A 16,811-nucleotide genomic window follows, 5' to 3' on the forward strand; every position below is an offset into this window, starting at 1 on the left:
CCCGCGGTGCCCTGCCCGCTTAGGATTCCCTTGGTGCGCCAGGCGGACGGGGCACACGGCTCACGCCCGCTGCTGGCTCCCTTTCGAGGAGGTCCGCGGCAGTGACCAGTCAGGTCGATCAGTCAGAGGCAGTGGACGGCCCGGACGGCGAGCGCCGGACGGGTCCGGCCTCGCCCCGGTCGGGCCCGCAGGGCGCGGCCGGGCGGCCGGCCAAGCCGATCCGGCGGCTGGACCGGGTGATCATCCGGTTCGCCGGCGACTCGGGCGACGGCATGCAGCTCACCGGCGACCGGTTCACCTCGGAGACGGCGGCGTTCGGGAACGACCTGTCCACGCTGCCGAACTTCCCGGCCGAGATCCGGGCCCCCGCAGGCACCCTGCCGGGCGTGTCCAGCTTCCAGTTGCACTTCGCCGACCACGACATCCTGACTCCGGGCGACGCCCCCGACGTGCTGGTGGCGATGAATCCGGCGGCGCTGAAGGCGAACCTGCCGGACCTGCCGGCCGGCGCCGAGATCATCGTCAACACCGACGAGTTCACCAAGCGGGCGCTGGCGAAGGTCGGCTACGCCGCGGACCCGCTCGCGGACGGCTCGCTGGAGGCGTTCCGGCTGCACCCGGTGCCGCTGACCACGCTGACCCTGGAGGCGCTGAAGGACAGCGGGCTGGCCCGCAAGGACGCCGAGCGGGCGAAGAACATGTTCGCGCTGGGCCTGCTGTCGTGGATGTACCACCGGCCCACCCACGGAACGGAGCTGTTCCTCCGTCAGAAGTTCGCGAAGAAGCCGCAGATCGCCGAGGCGAACGTGGCGGCGTTCCGGGCGGGCTGGAACTTCGGCGAGACCACCGAGGACTTCGCGGTGTCCTACGAGGTGCCGCCGGCCAAGCTGCCGGCCGGCACGTACCGCAACATCTCCGGGAACCTGGCGCTGTCGTACGGCCTGGTCGCGGCGGGGGAGCGGTCCGGGCTGCCGGTGTTCCTCGGCTCGTACCCGATCACGCCGGCCTCGGACATCCTGCACGAGCTGTCCCGGCACAAGAACTTCGGCGTGCGGACCTTCCAGGCGGAGGACGAGATCGCCGGCATCGGCGCGGCGCTCGGCGCGGCGTTCGGCGGCGCGCTGGGCGTGACCACCACGTCCGGCCCCGGCGTGGCGCTGAAGTCGGAGACGATCGGCCTGGCGGTGTCGCTCGAACTGCCGCTGCTGGTGGTCGACATCCAGCGCGGCGGCCCGTCCACCGGCCTGCCGACCAAGACCGAACAGGCGGACCTGCTGCAGGCGATGTTCGGCCGCAACGGCGAGGCCCCGGTGCCGATCGTCGCCCCCGCGACGCCCGCCGAGTGCTTCGACGCCGCGCTCGACGCGGCCCGGATCGCGCTCACCTACCGCACCCCGGTGTTCCTGCTCTCGGACGGCTACCTGGCCAACGGCTCCGAGCCGTGGCGGATCCCCGAGGTCGACGAACTCCCGGACCTGCGCGTCGAGTTCGCCACCGAGCCGAACGGCGCCGACGGCTCCTTCCGCCCCTACCAGCGCGACCCGCACACGCTGGCCCGCCCGTGGGCGGTCCCCGGCACGCCCGGCCTGGAGCACCGGATCGGCGGCATCGAGAAGCAGGACGGCACCGGCAACATCTCGTACGACCCGGCCAACCACGACTTCATGGTCCGCACCCGGCAGGCCAAGGTCGACGGCATCGAGGTCCCGGACGCCGAGGTCGACGACCCGAGCGGCGAGGCCCGCGTCCTGGTGCTCGGCTGGGGCTCCACCTACGGCCCGATCACCGCCGCGGTGCGCCGGGTCCGGGCAGACGGCGGCCGGGTCGCCCAGGCCCACCTGCGCCACCTCAACCCGTTCCCGGCGAACCTCGGCGCGGTGCTGCGCCGGTACGAGCGGGTGATCGTCCCCGAGATGAACCTCGGGCAGCTCGCCCTGCTGCTGCGCGCCAAGTACCTCGTCGACGCGCAGTCCTACAACCAGGTGCGCGGCCTGCCGTTCAAGGCCGCCCAGCTCGCCGACGTGCTGCACGCGGCGATCGGCACGCTCGACGCGGAGGAGACCCGATGACCGACTTCCCCGCCCTGCGGCTCGTCCCCAGGGCCGACGGCCCGCAGTCGGCGAAGGACTTCAAGACCGACCAGGAAGTGCGCTGGTGCCCCGGCTGCGGCGACTACGCGATCCTGGCGGCCGTCCAGTCCTTCATGCCGGAGCTCGGCATCCGCCGGGAGAACACCGTCTTCGTCTCCGGCATCGGCTGCTCCTCGCGCTTCCCGTACTACATGAACACGTACGGCATGCACTCGATCCACGGCCGCGCCCCGGCGATCGCCACCGGCCTGGCCGCGTCCCGCCCCGACCTGTCGGTGTGGGTGGTGACGGGCGACGGCGACGCGCTGTCGATCGGCGGCAACCACCTGATCCACGCGCTGCGGCGGAACGTCAATCTGAAGATCCTGCTGTTCAACAACCGGATCTACGGACTGACGAAGGGTCAGTACTCGCCGACCAGCGAGGTCGGCAAGATCACCAAGTCGACGCCGATGGGCTCGCTGGACGCGCCGTTCAACCCGCTGTCGCTGGCGATCGGCGCCGAGGCCTCGTTCGTGGCCCGGACCATCGACTCCGACCGGCAGCACCTGCAGTCCGTGCTGCGGGCCGCCGCGCAGCACGAGGGCACCGCGCTGGTGGAGATCTACCAGAACTGCAACATCTTCAACGACGGCGCGTTCGAGGTCCTCAAGGAGCCCGGCACCCGGGACGAGGCGCTGATCCGGCTGGAGCACGGGCAGCCGATCCTGGCCGGCGCGGACCGGCACGTGGTGCGGGGCGCGGACGGCGAACTGCGGATCGCGCCGCGGAGCGAGGGCGAGGCGGTGGTGCACGACGCGCACGCGGCCAGTCCGACCACGGCGTTCGCGCTGACCCGGCTGGCCGAGGCGGACGCCCTGCACCACACGCCGATCGGCGTCCTGCGGGACGTGCGGCGGGACGTGTACGACACGCAGATGGCCGACCAGCTGGCGCTGGCGGAGGAGCAGCGGGGGCGCGGGGAGCTGGGGGCGCTGCTGGCGGGGCCGAGCACCTGGACGGTGTCCGACTAGCGAGACGACAGGAGCAAAAGTTCTGTTTGGGGATGACACCTTCACCCGCGTGCCGCTACCTTTCGTAGGACGTTTCGTGCGCGGGTGAAGGGCAGGCCATGGCGGAGAGTGCGCGGGAGGCCAGGGTCGGACTGTGGAACGGCTTTGCGGCGTACGGGATGTGGGGCCTGTTCCCGCTGTTCTGGCCGCTGCTGGAGCCGGCCGGGGCCGCGGACATCCTGGCGAACCGGATGGTGTGGTCGCTGGTCGCGGTCGCGGCGATGCTGCTGGTCCGCCGGCGCTGGGGGTGGATACGCCCGCTGCTGCGGCAGCCGCGCAGGCTCGCCCTGCTGGCGGTCGCCGCGGCGACGGTCTCGGTGAACTGGGGCGTCTACATCTGGGGCGTGAACTCCGGCCACGTGGTGGAGACCAGCCTCGGGTACTTCATCAACCCGCTGGTGACGATCGCGTTCGGCGTGCTGGTCCTGCGCGAGCGCCTGCGGACCGCGCAGTGGGCCGCCGTCGGCGTGGGCGTCGCCGCCGTCGCGGTGCTCACGGTGGCGTACGGCCGGCTGCCGTGGATCGCGCTGACGCTGGCGTTCTCGTTCGCCACCTACGGGCTGCTGAAGAAGAAGGTCGCGCTGGGCGGGCCGGAGAGCCTGGCGGTGGAGAGCGCCGTGATGTTCCCGTTCGCGCTCGGCTTCCTGATCTACCTGGGGGTGCGCGGCGAGGGCAGCCTCGGCCACTACGGCTGGGGCCACACCGCGCTGCTGGTGGCCAGCGGGGTGATCACCGCGGTGCCGCTGATGTGCTTCGGCGCGGCCGCGCTGCGGGTGCCGCTGACCACGCTGGGACTGCTCCAGTACCTGGCGCCGGTGTTCCAGTTCCTGATCGGCGTGACGGTCTTCCACGAGTCGATGGAGCCGGCCCGCTGGGCGGGCTTCGCACTGGTCTGGGTGGCGCTGCTGGTGCTGAGCGCGGACGCGCTGCGCCGGGTGCGCGCGGACCGGCGGCCGGTCGCGGTGCCGGTGCCCGCGGAGCCCGTCGCGGGCTGACGGCCGGTCAGGCCGCCGCGAGGTCGCGGGCCAGCCGGGTGCCGTCGCGGTGGGCGGTGAACGCCGCCGCGGCGGCGAGCGCGGCGGCCCGGCGGCGGGTGCCGAGCAGCCCGCCGTGGGTGAGCGAGTCCAGCGGCCGGGCGCTGCGCCACTGGTCCAGCGACCAGCGCGGGTACGGGCCGAACAGGGCGCGGGTCGGGTCGGGCAGGTCGGTGCGGGCGGGGACGGCGGCGCGGGCCCCGTTCAGGGCGACCTGGCCGTCCAGGCTCGCGCACACGTCCAGCCAGGCCAGGGCGGCGGCCCGGTGCCGGGCGCCGCGCGGGAGGACGAACACGTCCGCGCGGGACTGGAACACGGCCGCGGTGCCGGGGGCGGCGGCCCACCGGTAGTCGGCGCCGGCCCGCAGCCCGAGGTCCTCGCGCAGCCAGCCGTCCGCCCAGTCGCCGGTGAGCAGGTACCCGGCCCTGCCGGTGCCGAGCAGCCGGGCGGCGTCCGTCCAGTCGGCGTCCGGGGCGACGGGCGCGGCGTGGGCGAGCAGGGCGTCCAGGACGCGCAGCGCGCCGGCGGTGGCCGGGGTGCGCCACGGGCCGCCGGGCTGCCAGAGGGCGGTGAACGCGTCGGGGCCGTGGGCGGCGAGCAACACCGTCTCGGCCAGGTGCAGCACCTCGGCGGGGCCGCCGACGGCCAGCCCGGTGCGGCCGGTGGCGGTGACCCGCTGCAACTGGGCGAGCAGCAGGCCGGGGTCCGCGGGGGCCGGGTCGGCGCCGGCGTCGGCCAGCGCCTGCGGGTGCGACCACAGCAGGTTGGTGCGGCGGACGCCCGCCGGGACGCCGTACAGCGTGGTCCCGGCGCGCAGCCGGGGGCGCAGCGCGGCGGGCAGGCCGGCGGACCAGCGGCGGGTCCGGGCGAGGGCGTCGAGCGGCTCCAGGTGCGGGGCGAGCGCGGCGAGTTCGGCGCCGCCGGAGCAGCGGACGGCGTCCGGGGGCCGGCCGCCGGCCAGCAGGACGGCCGGGTCGGTCTCGCTGGAGCCGTCGCCGGCCACGAAGGTGACGTCCGGGGCGTGGCCCTTGAGCGCGGCGAGCAGCGCCTGCAGCCCGTTGCGGTCGGCGCCGGAGGTCCAGCCGGCCGCGACCTCCAGCAGCCCGGCGGGGGCGGCGCCGGAGTCCGCCTCGGCGGGTCCGCAGCGGGTCAGCGCCGTGGCGCAGGCGACCGCGATCCCGCCCAGCAGGACCGAACGGCGGCGGATCGGCACGGTGCTCCCAGCGGGCGGACGAACGGGCGGACGAACAACGGACGAACGGTCCGCGGCGGCCCACCATCCCACCGGTTCGCCCGAGTCCGCGTCAAGAGCCGCGGCGCGTCCCGGGGCGGGGAAGAACGCCTCCTCGGGATCTCCTCAAGCGGACGTCCGGACTGCTAACGTCCGTGCTGCGCGACCCGGCCCGCGGCAGTCCCGGCGCGCGGGAGGATGTCCGATGCTCCAGGGCGGCAGGGTCCCCGCGGTTCGGCGGGAGGCGGGCGCGGCGCAGCGCGGGGAGCTGGCGATCACGCGGTGCGCGGGCCGTCCGGCCGCCATCCGCTGGCTGCCCCGGGACGGCGACCCGGTGGACCTGCTGCCGCCCTACCGGCTGGACCGGGTGGAGCTGCGCGGCTCGGACCGGGCCCGGCTGCACGGGCTGACCGCCGGGGTCCGGCTGGTGTCGGCGGACTGGTCGCCGCTGTTCCTGGTGCCGCCCTCGCGGCTGGCGGCGCTGGCGCTGGCCGCCGCGTCCACCCGCCGGCGCTGAGCACGGCACGGGGCCCCGGAGCGGGCGGCTCCGGGGCCCCGCACGGTGACCGGACTACTTGCCGGCCGCGGCCTGCAGCGTCTCCGGGGTGACGGCGCCCACGTAGACCTTGCCGTCGGTGGTGATCAGGGCGTTGACGATGCGGGTCGACACCAGGGTGCCGCCCTTGACCTGACGGCCGGTGAACTTGGCCAGGCCCTTCGCGGCCTCGGCGCCCGCGTCGGCGTGGGCGATCGCCGTCCAGCCCTCGCCGATGACCCCGCCGGCGCCCTCGGCCCCGCCGCCGGCCGGCAGCTGGGGCAGGCCCGGGACGGACGGCAGCCGGTTCTCGGACAGGCCGCCGCCGGACCGCTCCACCACCTTCGCGCCCTTCGGCGCGCTGAACTGGAAGGTCTTGGCGTCCGGCTTGGCGTACGACAGGGTGCCGAAGCGCACGTCGAACGCGGTCGCGCCGTCCACGGTGCGCAGCTGGACGGCCAGCGGCATGCCCTTCTCGGCGTCCACCGAGACCCGGATCTCGGCGATCGTGGAGCCGGCCTGCTTGGGCTTGATGCTGAGCTTGTACGCGGCGTGCCCGGCGACCCGCTCGGTGCCGTCCACCGTCACCGAGGTGGTGGCGGCGGAGTGCTCCAGCAGCTGCTTGGCGATGTCCTGCGGGTTGACCGAGGCGATGCCGCCCTTCCCGTCGGGGCGGTGGCCGTCCGTGCCGGTCAGGTGCAGCGCCTGCTGCGAGCCGCGGTCGTACGCCCACACCTGGTCGCCGTTGTGGACCAGCTCGTAGCCGGACTTCTGGCCGGACAGGGTGACCCGCTGGCGGTCCGGGCCGTCGGTGGCGACCGACAGGGTGTGCGAGCCGCCGAGCAGTTCGACGGCCTTCAGCTGCGGGTCGGCGCCGCCGGTCTGCGCGCCCGCGCTGCGGGCGATCTCACCGAGCGGGCCCGACCCCGACATCGCGTCGGTCAGCGCGGTGGGCAGGCCCAGGTCGGCGTTGACCCGGACGGTGCCGCTGAAAGTGTCGGTGTTCGCCGAGAGCGCCTTGGCGATCAGGTCCTGGGCACTGATCGCGGGCAGGTTCGGCGACTCGTCGCTGGCCAGCGCGGGCACCAGGCCGATGCCGGTGGCGACGGCGGCGGCGATCGCCACCGGCACGCCGATCCGGACGGCGGTGCGGCGACGGCCGGCCCGAGTCGCCGTCGTGTCCTGTGCTGCCGTGGATTCCTGGTCCACTGCGGCCCCCTTGTTCGAGCTCGTCTGCTGTCACTGTCCATTGAAGCCGCGCGGCCCCCGCGCACGCGTCGCCCGGCGGCAGCAGATCCCGCTACGTCTCCCGTTGTATCCGGAGTATGTCGACCCTGAGACGCCGTCAGGGTTGTGTAGTCCCGCAGGCGTACGGCTCGCGTAGGGTCGCCCCATGAACGCGCTGCCCCCGGCGGACCCCGCCGCGCCCCCCACCACCACTGCGATGCGGCGCGCGCTGCGCCGGGCCCGGGACGGGGTGGCGCTGGACGCGGCGGAGGCGGCGGTGCTGCTCCAGGCCCGCGGCGCCGACCTGGAGCAGCTGTGCGCCACCGCCGCCCGGATCCGCGACGCCGGCCTGGAGCAGGCCGGCCGCCCCGGGGTCATCACGTACTCCCGCAAGGTGTTCGTCCCGCTGACCCGGCTCTGCCGGGACCGCTGCCACTACTGCACCTTCGTCACCGTGCCCGGCAAGCTCCGCAAGGACGGCCACGGCCTGTACCTGTCCCCGGACGAGGTGCTGGAGATCGCCCGCCGCGGCGCCGAACTCGGCTGCAAGGAAGCCCTGTTCACGCTCGGCGACCGCCCCGAGGACCGCTGGCCGGAGGCCCGCGAGTGGCTCGACGCGCACGGCTACGACGACACCCTGGCGTACGTGCGGGCGATGGCCGTCCGGGTGCTGGAGGAGACCGGCCTGCTGCCGCACCTCAACCCCGGCGTGCTGTCCTGGACGGACTTCCAGCGCCTCAAGCCGGTCGCCCCGTCGATGGGCATGATGCTGGAGACCACCGCCACCCGCCTGTGGTCCGAGGCCGGCGGCCCGCACCACGGCTCCCCGGACAAGGAGCCCGCCGTCCGGCTGCGGGTGCTGGAGGACGCCGGGCGCAGCGCCGTCCCGTTCACCACCGGCGTGCTGATCGGCATCGGCGAGACCTACCTGGAGCGGGCCGAGTCGCTGCTGGCGATCCGCAAGGTGGCCCGCGCCTACCAGGGCGTGCAGGAAGTGATCGTGCAGAACTTCCGGGCCAAGCCGGACACCGCGATGCGCGCCATGCCGGACGCCGAACTGTCCGACCTGGCCGCCGCGGTGGCGGTGGCCCGGCTGGTGCTCGGCCCCGCCGCCCGGATCCAGGCCCCGCCGAACCTGGTGGACGCCGAGTTCGCGCTGCTGATCGGCGCCGGCATCGACGACTGGGGCGGCATCTCGCCGCTCACCCCCGACCACGTCAACCCGGAACGCCCCTGGCCACACATCGAAGACCTGGCCGAACGCACCGCCGAGGCCGGCTTCGCGCTGCGCGAGCGGCTCACCGTCTACCCCGAGTACCTGAAGCGCGGCGAACCCTGGCTCGACCCCCGGCTGCTGCCGCACGTCCGCGCCCTCGCCGACCCCGCCACCGGCCTCGCCGTGGAGGGCCGCCGCCCCACCGGCCTGCCCTGGCAGGAGCCCGAGGAGCCGATGACCGGCGGCGGCCGCACCGACCTGTTCCGCACCGTCGACACCGAGGGCCGCACCGGCGACCGCCGCTCCGACTTCGACGAGGTCTACGGCGACTGGGACGCGCTGCGCGAACGGGTCGCCGTCCCCGCCCCGCGCCGCCTCGACGCCGAGGTCCGGGCCGCCCTGTCCACCGCCGCCGACGACCCGACGAAACTGACGGACGACCAGGCCCTCGCCCTGTTCCAGGCGGACGGCGACGCCCTGGACGCGCTCACCCGGATCGCCGACGAACTGCGCCGCGACACCGTCGGCGAGGAGGTGACGTACTGCGTCACCCGGAACATCAACTTCACCAACGTCTGCTACACCGGCTGCCGGTTCTGCGCCTTCGCGCAGCGCCGCACCGACGCCGACGCCTACACCCTGTCGCTCGACCAGGTCGCCGAGCGGGCCGAACAGGCCTGGCAGGTCGGCGCGACCGAGGTGTGCATGCAGGGCGGCATCCACCCGGACCTGCCCGGCACCGCCTACTTCGACATCGCCCGGGCCGTGAAGGAACGGGTGCCGGGCATCCACGTGCACGCGTTCTCCCCGATGGAGGTCGTCAACGGCGCCACCCGCACCGGGCTGTCGATCCGCGACTGGCTGGCCCGCGCCAAGGAGGCCGGCCTGGACTCCATCCCCGGCACCGCCGCGGAGATCCTCGACGACGAGGTCCGCTGGGTCCTCACCAAGGGCAAGCTGCCCGCCGCGACCTGGGTCGAGGTCGTCACCGCCGCCCACGAACTCGGCCTGCGCTCCTCCTCCACCATGATGTACGGGCACGTCGACACCCCGAAGCACTGGCTCGGCCACCTCCGGCTGCTGGCCGAACTCCAGCAGCGCACCGGCGGGTTCACCGAATTCGTCACCCTGCCGTTCGTGCACACCAACGCCCCCGTCTACCTGGCCGGCATCGCCCGGCCCGGCCCCACCGCCCGCGACAACCGGGCGGTCACCGCGATGGCCCGGCTGCTGCTGCACCCGCACATCCCCAACATCCAGACCAGCTGGGTGAAGCTCGGCGCGGAGGGCGCCGCCGAGATGCTCCGCAGCGGCGCGAACGACCTCGGCGGCACGCTGATGGAGGAGACCATCTCCCGGATGGCGGGCTCCTCCTGGGGTTCCTACAAGTCGGTCCGCGACCTGGAGGCGATCGCCGCCCTGGCCGGCCGCCCGCCCGGCAGCGCACCACCGCCTACGGCCCGGTGTCCGCGGAACGCCGCGCCGCCGCCCTCGCCTCGGACGGCCACCTGCCCCGGCTGCTCCCCGTGCTGGAGTGACGCACGGCCCGGCGGCGGGTGGATGGATGTTCGGTGGAGCCGGCGGATTCGCCCAGCTCTTCGAATACAGTGCGTCTGCTGTCCGACGCCGCCGACCGAAAGGCCCCCACCCGTGATGCCCCTGTGGTCACGCGCCCAGCAGCAGGACTTCCGCAGCCGGGTGCGGGGCTGCCTGCTCGGCGGCGCGATCGGCGACGCCCTCGGCGCCGGCATCGAGTTCGAACAGCTGGAGCAGATCCGCGCCGCCCACGGCGAGGCCGGCGTCACCGGGTACGTGCCCGCCTACGGGCGGCGCGGCACCGTCACCGACGACACCCAGCTCAGCATGTTCACCGTCGACGGCCTGATCCGCGCCCACATCAGCCGCGACACCGGCGCCTGGCACCCGCCGTCCGACGTGCACCGCGCCTACCTGCGCTGGTACGCCACCCAGCAGGACTGGGGCCCCGACGAGCGCCGCAAGGACCTCGGCTGGCTCGGCCGCGAGGAGTGGCTGTACGAGCGCCGCGCCCCCGGCAACGCCTGCCTGACCGGCCTGGCCGGCACCGGGGCCGGGCCGCTGCCCACCGTCGAGGAGCCGCGCAACCCGAACTCCAAGGGCTGCGGCACCGTGATGCGCGCCGCCCCGTTCGGCCTGCTCACCGCCTGGGAACCCGCCCTGGTGTTCCAACTCGCCGTCGAGTGCTCGGTGCTGACCCACGGCCACCCCACCGGCTACCTGTCCGCCGGCGCGTTCGCGGTGATCGTCCACGCGGTGGCCCGCGGCGGCACCCTGGAGGAGGGCGTCCACCTCGCCCTGGCGCTGCTGTCCGAACGGCCCGGCCACGAGGAGACCACCGCCGCGCTGCGCGCCGCCCTGGACGCCGTCCGGGCCGGCGTGCCGTCCGCCGAGCGGGTCGAGGAGCTCGGCGAGGGCTGGACCGCCGAGGAGTCGCTCGCCATCGGCCTGTACTGCGCGCTGGTCGCCGAGGACGTCCGCAGCGGCCTGCTGCTGGCCGTCAACCACTCCGGGGACAGCGACTCCACCGGCTCGATCTGCGGCAACCTGCTCGGCGCCCTGCACGGCGAGACCGCCCTGCCGCCCGAGCTGCTCGCCGAACTCGAGGGCCGCGGCGCGATCCTGGAACTCGCCGACGACCTGGTGCTGGAACTGCTGCACGGCCCCGAGCTGCACGGCACCGAGGGCTGGAACACCCGCTACCCGGTCGGCGTCTGACGGGCCCTCCGCGGACGCGACGGTGCCCGCCGCGCGGGAAGCGGCGGGCACCGGAAGGAACGCGTGGTGAGCCGGCGGGTCAGACCGTGCCGAAGGCGCCCGCACCGGCCGCGGCCGCGAACGCCGCCCAGCTCGCGCGGGAGAAGCGCAGCTGCGGGCCCTGCGGATCCTTGGAGTCCCGGACCGCGATCGAGGCAGAACCCGGCACGGCGATCTCGACGCATGCGCCGTTGCCGCCGCTGTAGCTGCTCTTGCGCCAGGTCAGGGTCTCGGTGGCCTTGCTCATTTCATGAACTCCTCTGCCAAATGGGTGATCATCGACCGGCTCTCCGCGACACTCATCGCCGCGGCGCGCAGATGGTCGTAGAGATTGGTATAGCGGCGGACGTCGGCTTCCTTCTCGAGGTAGAGATCGCTCGTCACTCCTTCGAAGTAGACGACCGTGGAATCCGCGGACTCGGGGAACTCCAGCAGGGAAAATGTCCCGGTCATGCCGGGGTGGGCGCCGCGCTCGAACGGTATGACCTGGAGGTTGATGTTCGGCCGCTCGCCGAGCTCGACCAGCTGGAACAGCTGCTCGGCCATCACCTGCCGCCCGCCGACCTGCCGGCGCAGCACCGCCTCGTCGATCACCACCCACAGGCTGCCGAGCTGGTCCTCGCCGTGTATCCGGTGCTGGCGCTTGAGCCGCACGTCCACCCGGCGCCGGATCGCCGTCGGGTCGGTGTCCGGCTGCGTGCCGGCCACCACCGCCTCGGCGTACTCCCGGGTCTGCAACAGGCCCGGCACGAACGAGGATTCGTACGCCCGGATCGACGAGGCCTCCGCCTCCAGGCCGATGTACACGCTGTACGGGATGTCCCCGAACTCGTGCCACCAGCCGCGCTGGCGCGACTCCTTGGCCATCTCCATCAGCCCGGTGCGGACCCGCTCGTCCTCGACCTCGTAGACGTCGCACAGGTCCCGCACGTCCCGCTGGCTGATCGAGCGGCGGCCGTTCTCCAGCCGGCTGATCTTCGACTGGGACACCATCAGGCGGCCCGCCACCTCTTCGGCGGTCATTCCCCTGAGTTCGCGCAGCCGCCGGAGCTCGGCGCCGAGCCTGCGACGGCGGACCGTCGGATTCACGCTGGCGGACACATCGACCTCCGGCCCTACTTCTGGCAACAGTGCGGTAATTGGTACCAACCCCCCTGACGCTGAGCAGCATGCCACCTCAACTGCCGTCCATGCCCGGGAATCGCGGCAGCGCAGTAGAACAGATCATCGGAAAATAGCTCAATCGGGACCGCGGCTCTTGCGGAGCGCACGCCCCGCACGCTAATGGGCATTCCGCGCGCCCCCACGGCACCTGACGGGACGTCGGATGCCGCGGCGAGGGCCGAAAAGGCGGTCGGCCCGGTGCATCGCACCGGGCCGACCGCCCTCGAACCGCAGAACACCCAACGGCGTGCGCCGCTCAGCGCGCGCCCACCCGGCTGGCCACACCTCGCCCCGCAGGGGCAGGCCGACCGGCCGGACCACGCGAACCCGCAGGCGCCGCCGACCGGCCCTGCTGGGCCGGCAGGCCGTTCTGCACGTCCATCACCGCGTGGGCCACCATCCCGCCCAGCGGGTCGTACCTGATCAGGTCGCGCAGCCGGGAGCGCGAGGAACGCCCCTCGTTGCCCGGGTACAGGTGCTTGCCCAGACCCACCGCGTGCGCCAGCGCCGCCAGCGCCGCCGTCCGCGGGTCCGGCGGCACGCCGGTGCGGATCGCGGTGTCCAGCCGCTGCTTGATCGCGGCGTTGGTGCAGTCGTCCGACGCCTGGTAACGGGTCGTCGGCAGCACGCCGCACACCTGGCCCGGCACCGCCGTCACCATGCCGCACCGCTCCAGGTGCGCCAGGTACGTCTGCCTCAGGCCCAGGCGCGGCCCGCCGATCCAGTGCGCGGCGCGCACCGGACTGCCACGCCTGCGCAACAGCTCCAGCGCATGGTCCAGGGTCGGGTCACCGGTCGGCCGTGGCACCACCACGGCGATCCGGTCCCCGTCCGGGACTATCCTTCCGGCCAGGGACAGCTCGACGAGCTGCGCCCCGGCAAGTCCGAGGTCGAGGGTCTGCGGCTGCGCGGTGGTACCCGTGGCCGGGTCCAGTGCGAGCAGCAACAGCTCCTCGGGAATAGTTCTGCGGCTCCTGCCCATCCAAGCCTCCCCGCGTGGATGAATGACAGGGTGACGCCTCTCACACAGGCTTGTCGAGTACGCCTCCGAATCGTGACCTTGCCCGGGCAAGCTGGAACCACCGTCCGACGCCCCCGCGTCTGACCCGGCAACGGCCCGTACGGGCAGGAAAAACCGCCGGTCGGGCGGGGTGCGGCGGGCCATCGCGTCCTCGGTGCCGGAGACTGTACAGGTACTCGGACGGGTCGAGAACCCGCCCGAAAAAACCAGCTTGTGTGATCGGACCGGCGAACGCCGGGGCGGACGAGGAGGAGTGGGTTACGTGGGCGAGTCCCCGCAGAGCGAGCCGCGCAACGGCGAGACGCGGCCGGCCGAGGCCGAGGAGAACCCGCGACGCCCTCGCGAGGGCGGCTCCACCGTCCACCTCCGCGTCCGCGACGAGGACGAACCCGCGACGGACACCGACCTCGACCTCCCCGAGGCCGACGCCGCCCTCACCGGCGCCCCGGCCCTGAAGCTCGGCCGGGTGTCCGCGGCCAAGCCGAAGGACGAGGAGAAGAAGAAGGAAGACGAGGCGGAGCAGCCCGAGGAGGAGCCGGAGGAGGAGTCGGAGGCGCCCGAGGAGTCCCCCGCCGAGGCCGCTGAGGAGGAGTCCGCTCCCGCCGCGCCCGAGCCGACGATGACGCTGCGCGTCGGGAAGGCGGCGGAGCCGGAGGAGAAGGAGAAGCCGGCTCCCGCGGTCGCCGAGCCGACGATGACGCTGCGCATCGAGAAGGTGGAGGAGGAGGGGGAGAAGCCCGCTCCCGCCGCGCCCGAGCCGACCATGACGCTGCGCATCGGGAAGGCGGCGGAGCCGGAGGAGAAGGAGAAGCCGGCTCCCGCGGTCGCCGAGCCGACGATGACGCTGCGCATCGAGAAGGTGGAGGAGGAGGGGGAGAAGCCCGCTCCCGCCGCGCCCGAGCCGACCATGACGCTGCGCATCGACGCGGCGAAGGCCAAGGAGGAGGAGCCGGAAGAAGAGGAGAAGCCGGCTCCCGCGGTCGCCAAGTCCGAGCAGACCGTCATGCTGCGGCTGCCCAAGGACGAGCCCGCGCCGAAGGCCGACCCCGAGGCCGCCCCGAAGAAGCCCGCGTCGGCGCCCGCCGCGAAGCCCGCTCCCGCCCCGGCGCCGAAGGCCGTTCCCGCGCCGAAGGCCGCTCCGGTGCCCGCTCCCGCCGCTGCGGCGGCGGCTGCCGCGCCGGTGGCCGTCGCGCCCGGGCCGGAGAGCACCATCGAGGCGCTGGAGGTGCTGAAGGCGCTGAGCGCCCGGCCGATGACGCCGTTCCGGCGGGCGATGAAGCGGGTGCTGATCTGGGGCGTGTTCCTGGCCGTGGTGCTCGGCGTGCTGGCGTCGGTGCAGCTGCTGCGCCCGCTGCCCGCGCCGAAGGCGAAGCTCGGGCTGGCGGACTCGTTCACCTTCCAGGGCGAGCAGTTGAGCATTCCGTGGCCGGCCAAGGGGCAGGCCGCGGCCGAGGTGGTCGGGGTGGGCGGCCTCGGCGCGTCCGGCGAGGAGACGCCGGTGCCGATCGCGTCCGTCACCAAGGTGATGAACGCGTACCTGATCCTGCAGGCGCACCCGTTGAAGAAGGGCCAGAGCGGCCCGATGCTGACGGTCGACAAGCAGGCCGCGCAGGAGTCGTCGAACGCCGACGAGTCGAAGGTGACCCTGACGGAGGGTCAGCAGCTCAGCCAGTACGAGGCGCTGGAGATGCTGATGCTGCCGTCCGCGAACAACGTGGCCCGGCTGCTGGCGCGTTGGGACGCCGGAAGCGAGGAGGCGTTCGTCAAGAAGATGAACGACACCGCCAAGCAGTTCGGCATGACCAACACCACCTACGCCGACCCGGCCGGCTACAACAACGACACCAAGTCCACCGCGAAGGACCAGCTGAAGCTGGCCGAGCAGGTGATGAAGGACGAGATCTTCCGGCAGGTCATCGCCGAGCCCGACACCAAGTTCAACGGCCAGCGGGTCTACAACACCAACAAGGTGCTCGGGAAGAACGGCATGATCGGCGGCAAGACCGGGTCGTCCACCCCGGCGCAGTCCTGCTTCATGTGGGCGGCGGTCAAGGAGATCGGCGGCGTCAAGCGGACCCTGGTCGGCGTCACCCTGGGCCAGCCGGCCACCAAGGAGGAGCCGAGCCTGGTGAACGCGGCCCAGCCGGTCAGCCAGAAGATCAACGTGGCCGCGCAGTCCGCGCTGACCGGGCAGACCCTCGCCAAGCAGGGCGACGTGGTCGGTTACGTGGACGACGGCGTGGGCGGCAAGGTGTCCGTGGTGGCCGCCAAGGACCTGACGGTGGCGGGCTGGTCCGGCATCACCGCGCACCTGACGCTGACCCCGATCGGCCGGATCGCGCACACCCTGCCGGCCGGCACCCAGGTCGGCACGCTGTCGGCGGGCGACGGCGACGGCCGGATCGAGGTCCCGGTCACCCTGCAGAAGGACCTGGCGCCGCCGTCCATCACCGCGCGCCTGCTGCGCCTCGGCTGACGGGCGGGGACGTACCGCAACTGCCGCCGCGGGCCCGGGAGATCCTGTCTCCCGGGCCCGCGGCGGCTCTTTCCGGCGCCTCAGCGCTTCCCGGTGAGCCGGGCGACCCGGTCGGAGACGCCCCAGGCGGTGACCCGCCAGAGCGCCTCGGCGACGATGCCGCGGTTCATCTTGGACGCGCCGTGCTCGCGCTCCACGAAGGTGATCGGCACTTCGGCGACCTTGAAGCCCGCCTTGACGGCCCGCCAGGCCAGGTCGACCTGGAAGCAGTAGCCCTGCGAGGCGACCTGGTCCATGCCGAGGCCGAGCAGGGTCTCCTTGCGGAACGCCCGGTAGCCGCCGGTGACGTCCCGGATCGGCACGTTCAGCATCAGCCGCGAGTAGGTCGAGCCGCCCTTGGACAGCAGCAGCCGCGACTTCGGCCAGTTCACCACCGCGCCGCCCGGCACCCAGCGCGAGCCCAGCACCAGGTCGGCGCTGCGCAGCGCGGTGAGCAGCCGGGGCAGCTCCTCCGGCTGGTGCGAGCCGTCCGCGTCCATCTCGACCAGGACGTCGTAGCCGTTCTCCAGGCCCCAGCGGAACCCGGCCAGGTAGGCCGCGCCGAGCCCCTCCTTGCCCTTGCGGTGCAGCACCCGCACCTGCTCGTCGGCCGCGGCGAGGCCGTCGGCGAGCTTGCCGGTGCCGTCGGGGCTGTTGTCGTCGGCGACCAGCACGTGGGCCTCGGGGACGGCGGCGCGGACCCGGCCGACGATCCGTTCGACGTTCTCGGCCTCGTTGTAGGTCGGAATGATCACCAGGATCGTGCCGAGACCGGCGAACGGGGTCTCAGGGAGGGAGGTCACTGCTCGGTGCCTTTCGCTTCGGCGGTGCCGAGCGGACGGCGCCCGCGGCCGGCCGTGCGCCGGAGTGCGGGGCCGCGACGGATTCCCGCTCGGATCCTTGGCGCCAGAATAGGCGATCCCCGAACCGCCG

At 73.6% G+C, this 16,811-nt stretch carries 12 protein-coding genes and 1 pseudogene; 7 read left to right on the top strand and 6 right to left on the bottom strand.

The genetic code is table 11. The annotated features are described in order from the left end of the window. The first annotated feature begins 101 nt into the window (after positions 1-101). From KCH_RS21065 to rarD, 3 genes are all read left to right on the top strand, one after another. Complete coding sequence (locus tag KCH_RS21065; RefSeq protein ID WP_035865149.1) at positions 102-2,069, top strand: 2-oxoacid:acceptor oxidoreductase subunit alpha; 1,968 nt, start codon at positions 102-104, stop codon at positions 2,067-2,069. After that, positions 2,066-3,103: a 2-oxoacid:ferredoxin oxidoreductase subunit beta gene (locus KCH_RS21070; RefSeq protein WP_035865151.1), complete on the top strand. Its 1,038-nt coding sequence runs from the start codon at positions 2,066-2,068 to the stop codon at positions 3,101-3,103. Before KCH_RS21065 ends, KCH_RS21070 begins: the two co-directional genes overlap by 4 nt. Before the next feature lie 98 nt (positions 3,104-3,201). Next, positions 3,202-4,137: an EamA family transporter RarD gene (rarD, locus tag KCH_RS21075; RefSeq protein WP_051653286.1), complete on the top strand. Its 936-nt coding sequence runs from the start codon at positions 3,202-3,204 to the stop codon at positions 4,135-4,137. A gap of 7 nt (positions 4,138-4,144) precedes the next feature. Here the strand turns inward: rarD and KCH_RS21080 are convergent, their stop codons facing one another. Further along, a complete protein-coding gene (locus tag KCH_RS21080) occupies positions 4,145-5,389 on the bottom strand; it encodes an ABC transporter substrate-binding protein (protein WP_035865152.1) in 1,245 nt (414 codons plus the stop codon). Between the two features lie 223 nt (positions 5,390-5,612). Between KCH_RS21080 and KCH_RS21085 the strand changes: the two genes are divergently transcribed. Then, positions 5,613-5,924 (top strand): hypothetical protein, encoded by a 312-nt coding sequence (locus KCH_RS21085; protein ID WP_035865154.1) that lies wholly within the window; start codon positions 5,613-5,615, stop codon positions 5,922-5,924. Positions 5,925-5,978: 54 nt separating this feature from the next. On the opposite strand, the gene KCH_RS21090 is transcribed toward KCH_RS21085, so the two are convergent. After that, positions 5,979-7,151: a LolA family protein gene (locus KCH_RS21090; protein ID WP_035865157.1), complete on the bottom strand. Its 1,173-nt coding sequence runs from the start codon at positions 7,149-7,151 to the stop codon at positions 5,979-5,981. Between the two features lie 235 nt (positions 7,152-7,386). On the opposite strand from KCH_RS21090, the pseudogene KCH_RS21095 reads away from it, so the two are divergent. Both KCH_RS21095 and KCH_RS21100 read left to right on the top strand, forming a co-directional pair. Beyond that, positions 7,387-9,923 (top strand): annotated as a pseudogene (locus KCH_RS21095) (bifunctional FO biosynthesis protein CofGH). Between the two features lie 115 nt (positions 9,924-10,038). After that, entirely contained in the window at positions 10,039-11,139 is a 1,101-nt protein-coding gene (locus KCH_RS21100; protein WP_035865159.1) for an ADP-ribosylglycohydrolase family protein, read from the top strand. A 79-nt stretch (positions 11,140-11,218) separates the two neighbouring features. Here the strand turns inward: KCH_RS21100 and KCH_RS21105 are convergent, their stop codons facing one another. The 3 genes from KCH_RS21105 to KCH_RS21115 all read right to left on the bottom strand — a co-directional run bounded on the left by KCH_RS21105 (position 11,219) and on the right by KCH_RS21115 (position 13,324). Further along, positions 11,219-11,425 (bottom strand): DUF397 domain-containing protein, encoded by a 207-nt coding sequence (locus KCH_RS21105; protein WP_035865161.1) that lies wholly within the window; start codon positions 11,423-11,425, stop codon positions 11,219-11,221. Further along, positions 11,422-12,279, bottom strand: a complete 858-nt coding sequence (locus tag KCH_RS21110) for a helix-turn-helix domain-containing protein (RefSeq protein ID WP_035865164.1) — start codon at positions 12,277-12,279, stop codon at positions 11,422-11,424. The genes KCH_RS21105 and KCH_RS21110 overlap by 4 nt, the downstream gene beginning before the upstream one ends. A 319-nt stretch (positions 12,280-12,598) precedes the next feature. Then, a complete protein-coding gene (locus KCH_RS21115; protein ID WP_035865167.1) occupies positions 12,599-13,324 on the bottom strand; it encodes a GOLPH3/VPS74 family protein in 726 nt (241 codons plus the stop codon). A gap of 301 nt (positions 13,325-13,625) precedes the next feature. Between KCH_RS21115 and KCH_RS21120 the strand changes: the two genes are divergently transcribed. Next, complete coding sequence (locus KCH_RS21120) at positions 13,626-15,839, top strand: D-alanyl-D-alanine carboxypeptidase family protein (protein WP_051653287.1); 2,214 nt, start codon at positions 13,626-13,628, stop codon at positions 15,837-15,839. An 80-nt stretch (positions 15,840-15,919) separates the two neighbouring features. On the opposite strand, the gene KCH_RS21125 is transcribed toward KCH_RS21120, so the two are convergent. Next, positions 15,920-16,681, bottom strand: a complete 762-nt coding sequence (locus tag KCH_RS21125; protein ID WP_035865169.1) for a polyprenol monophosphomannose synthase — start codon at positions 16,679-16,681, stop codon at positions 15,920-15,922. Positions 16,682-16,811: the final 130 nt, after the last annotated feature.

It is taken from the genome of Kitasatospora cheerisanensis KCTC 2395 (genome assembly GCF_000696185.1).
In the GTDB taxonomy this organism is placed as follows: Bacteria; Actinomycetota; Actinomycetes; order Streptomycetales; family Streptomycetaceae; genus Kitasatospora; species Kitasatospora cheerisanensis.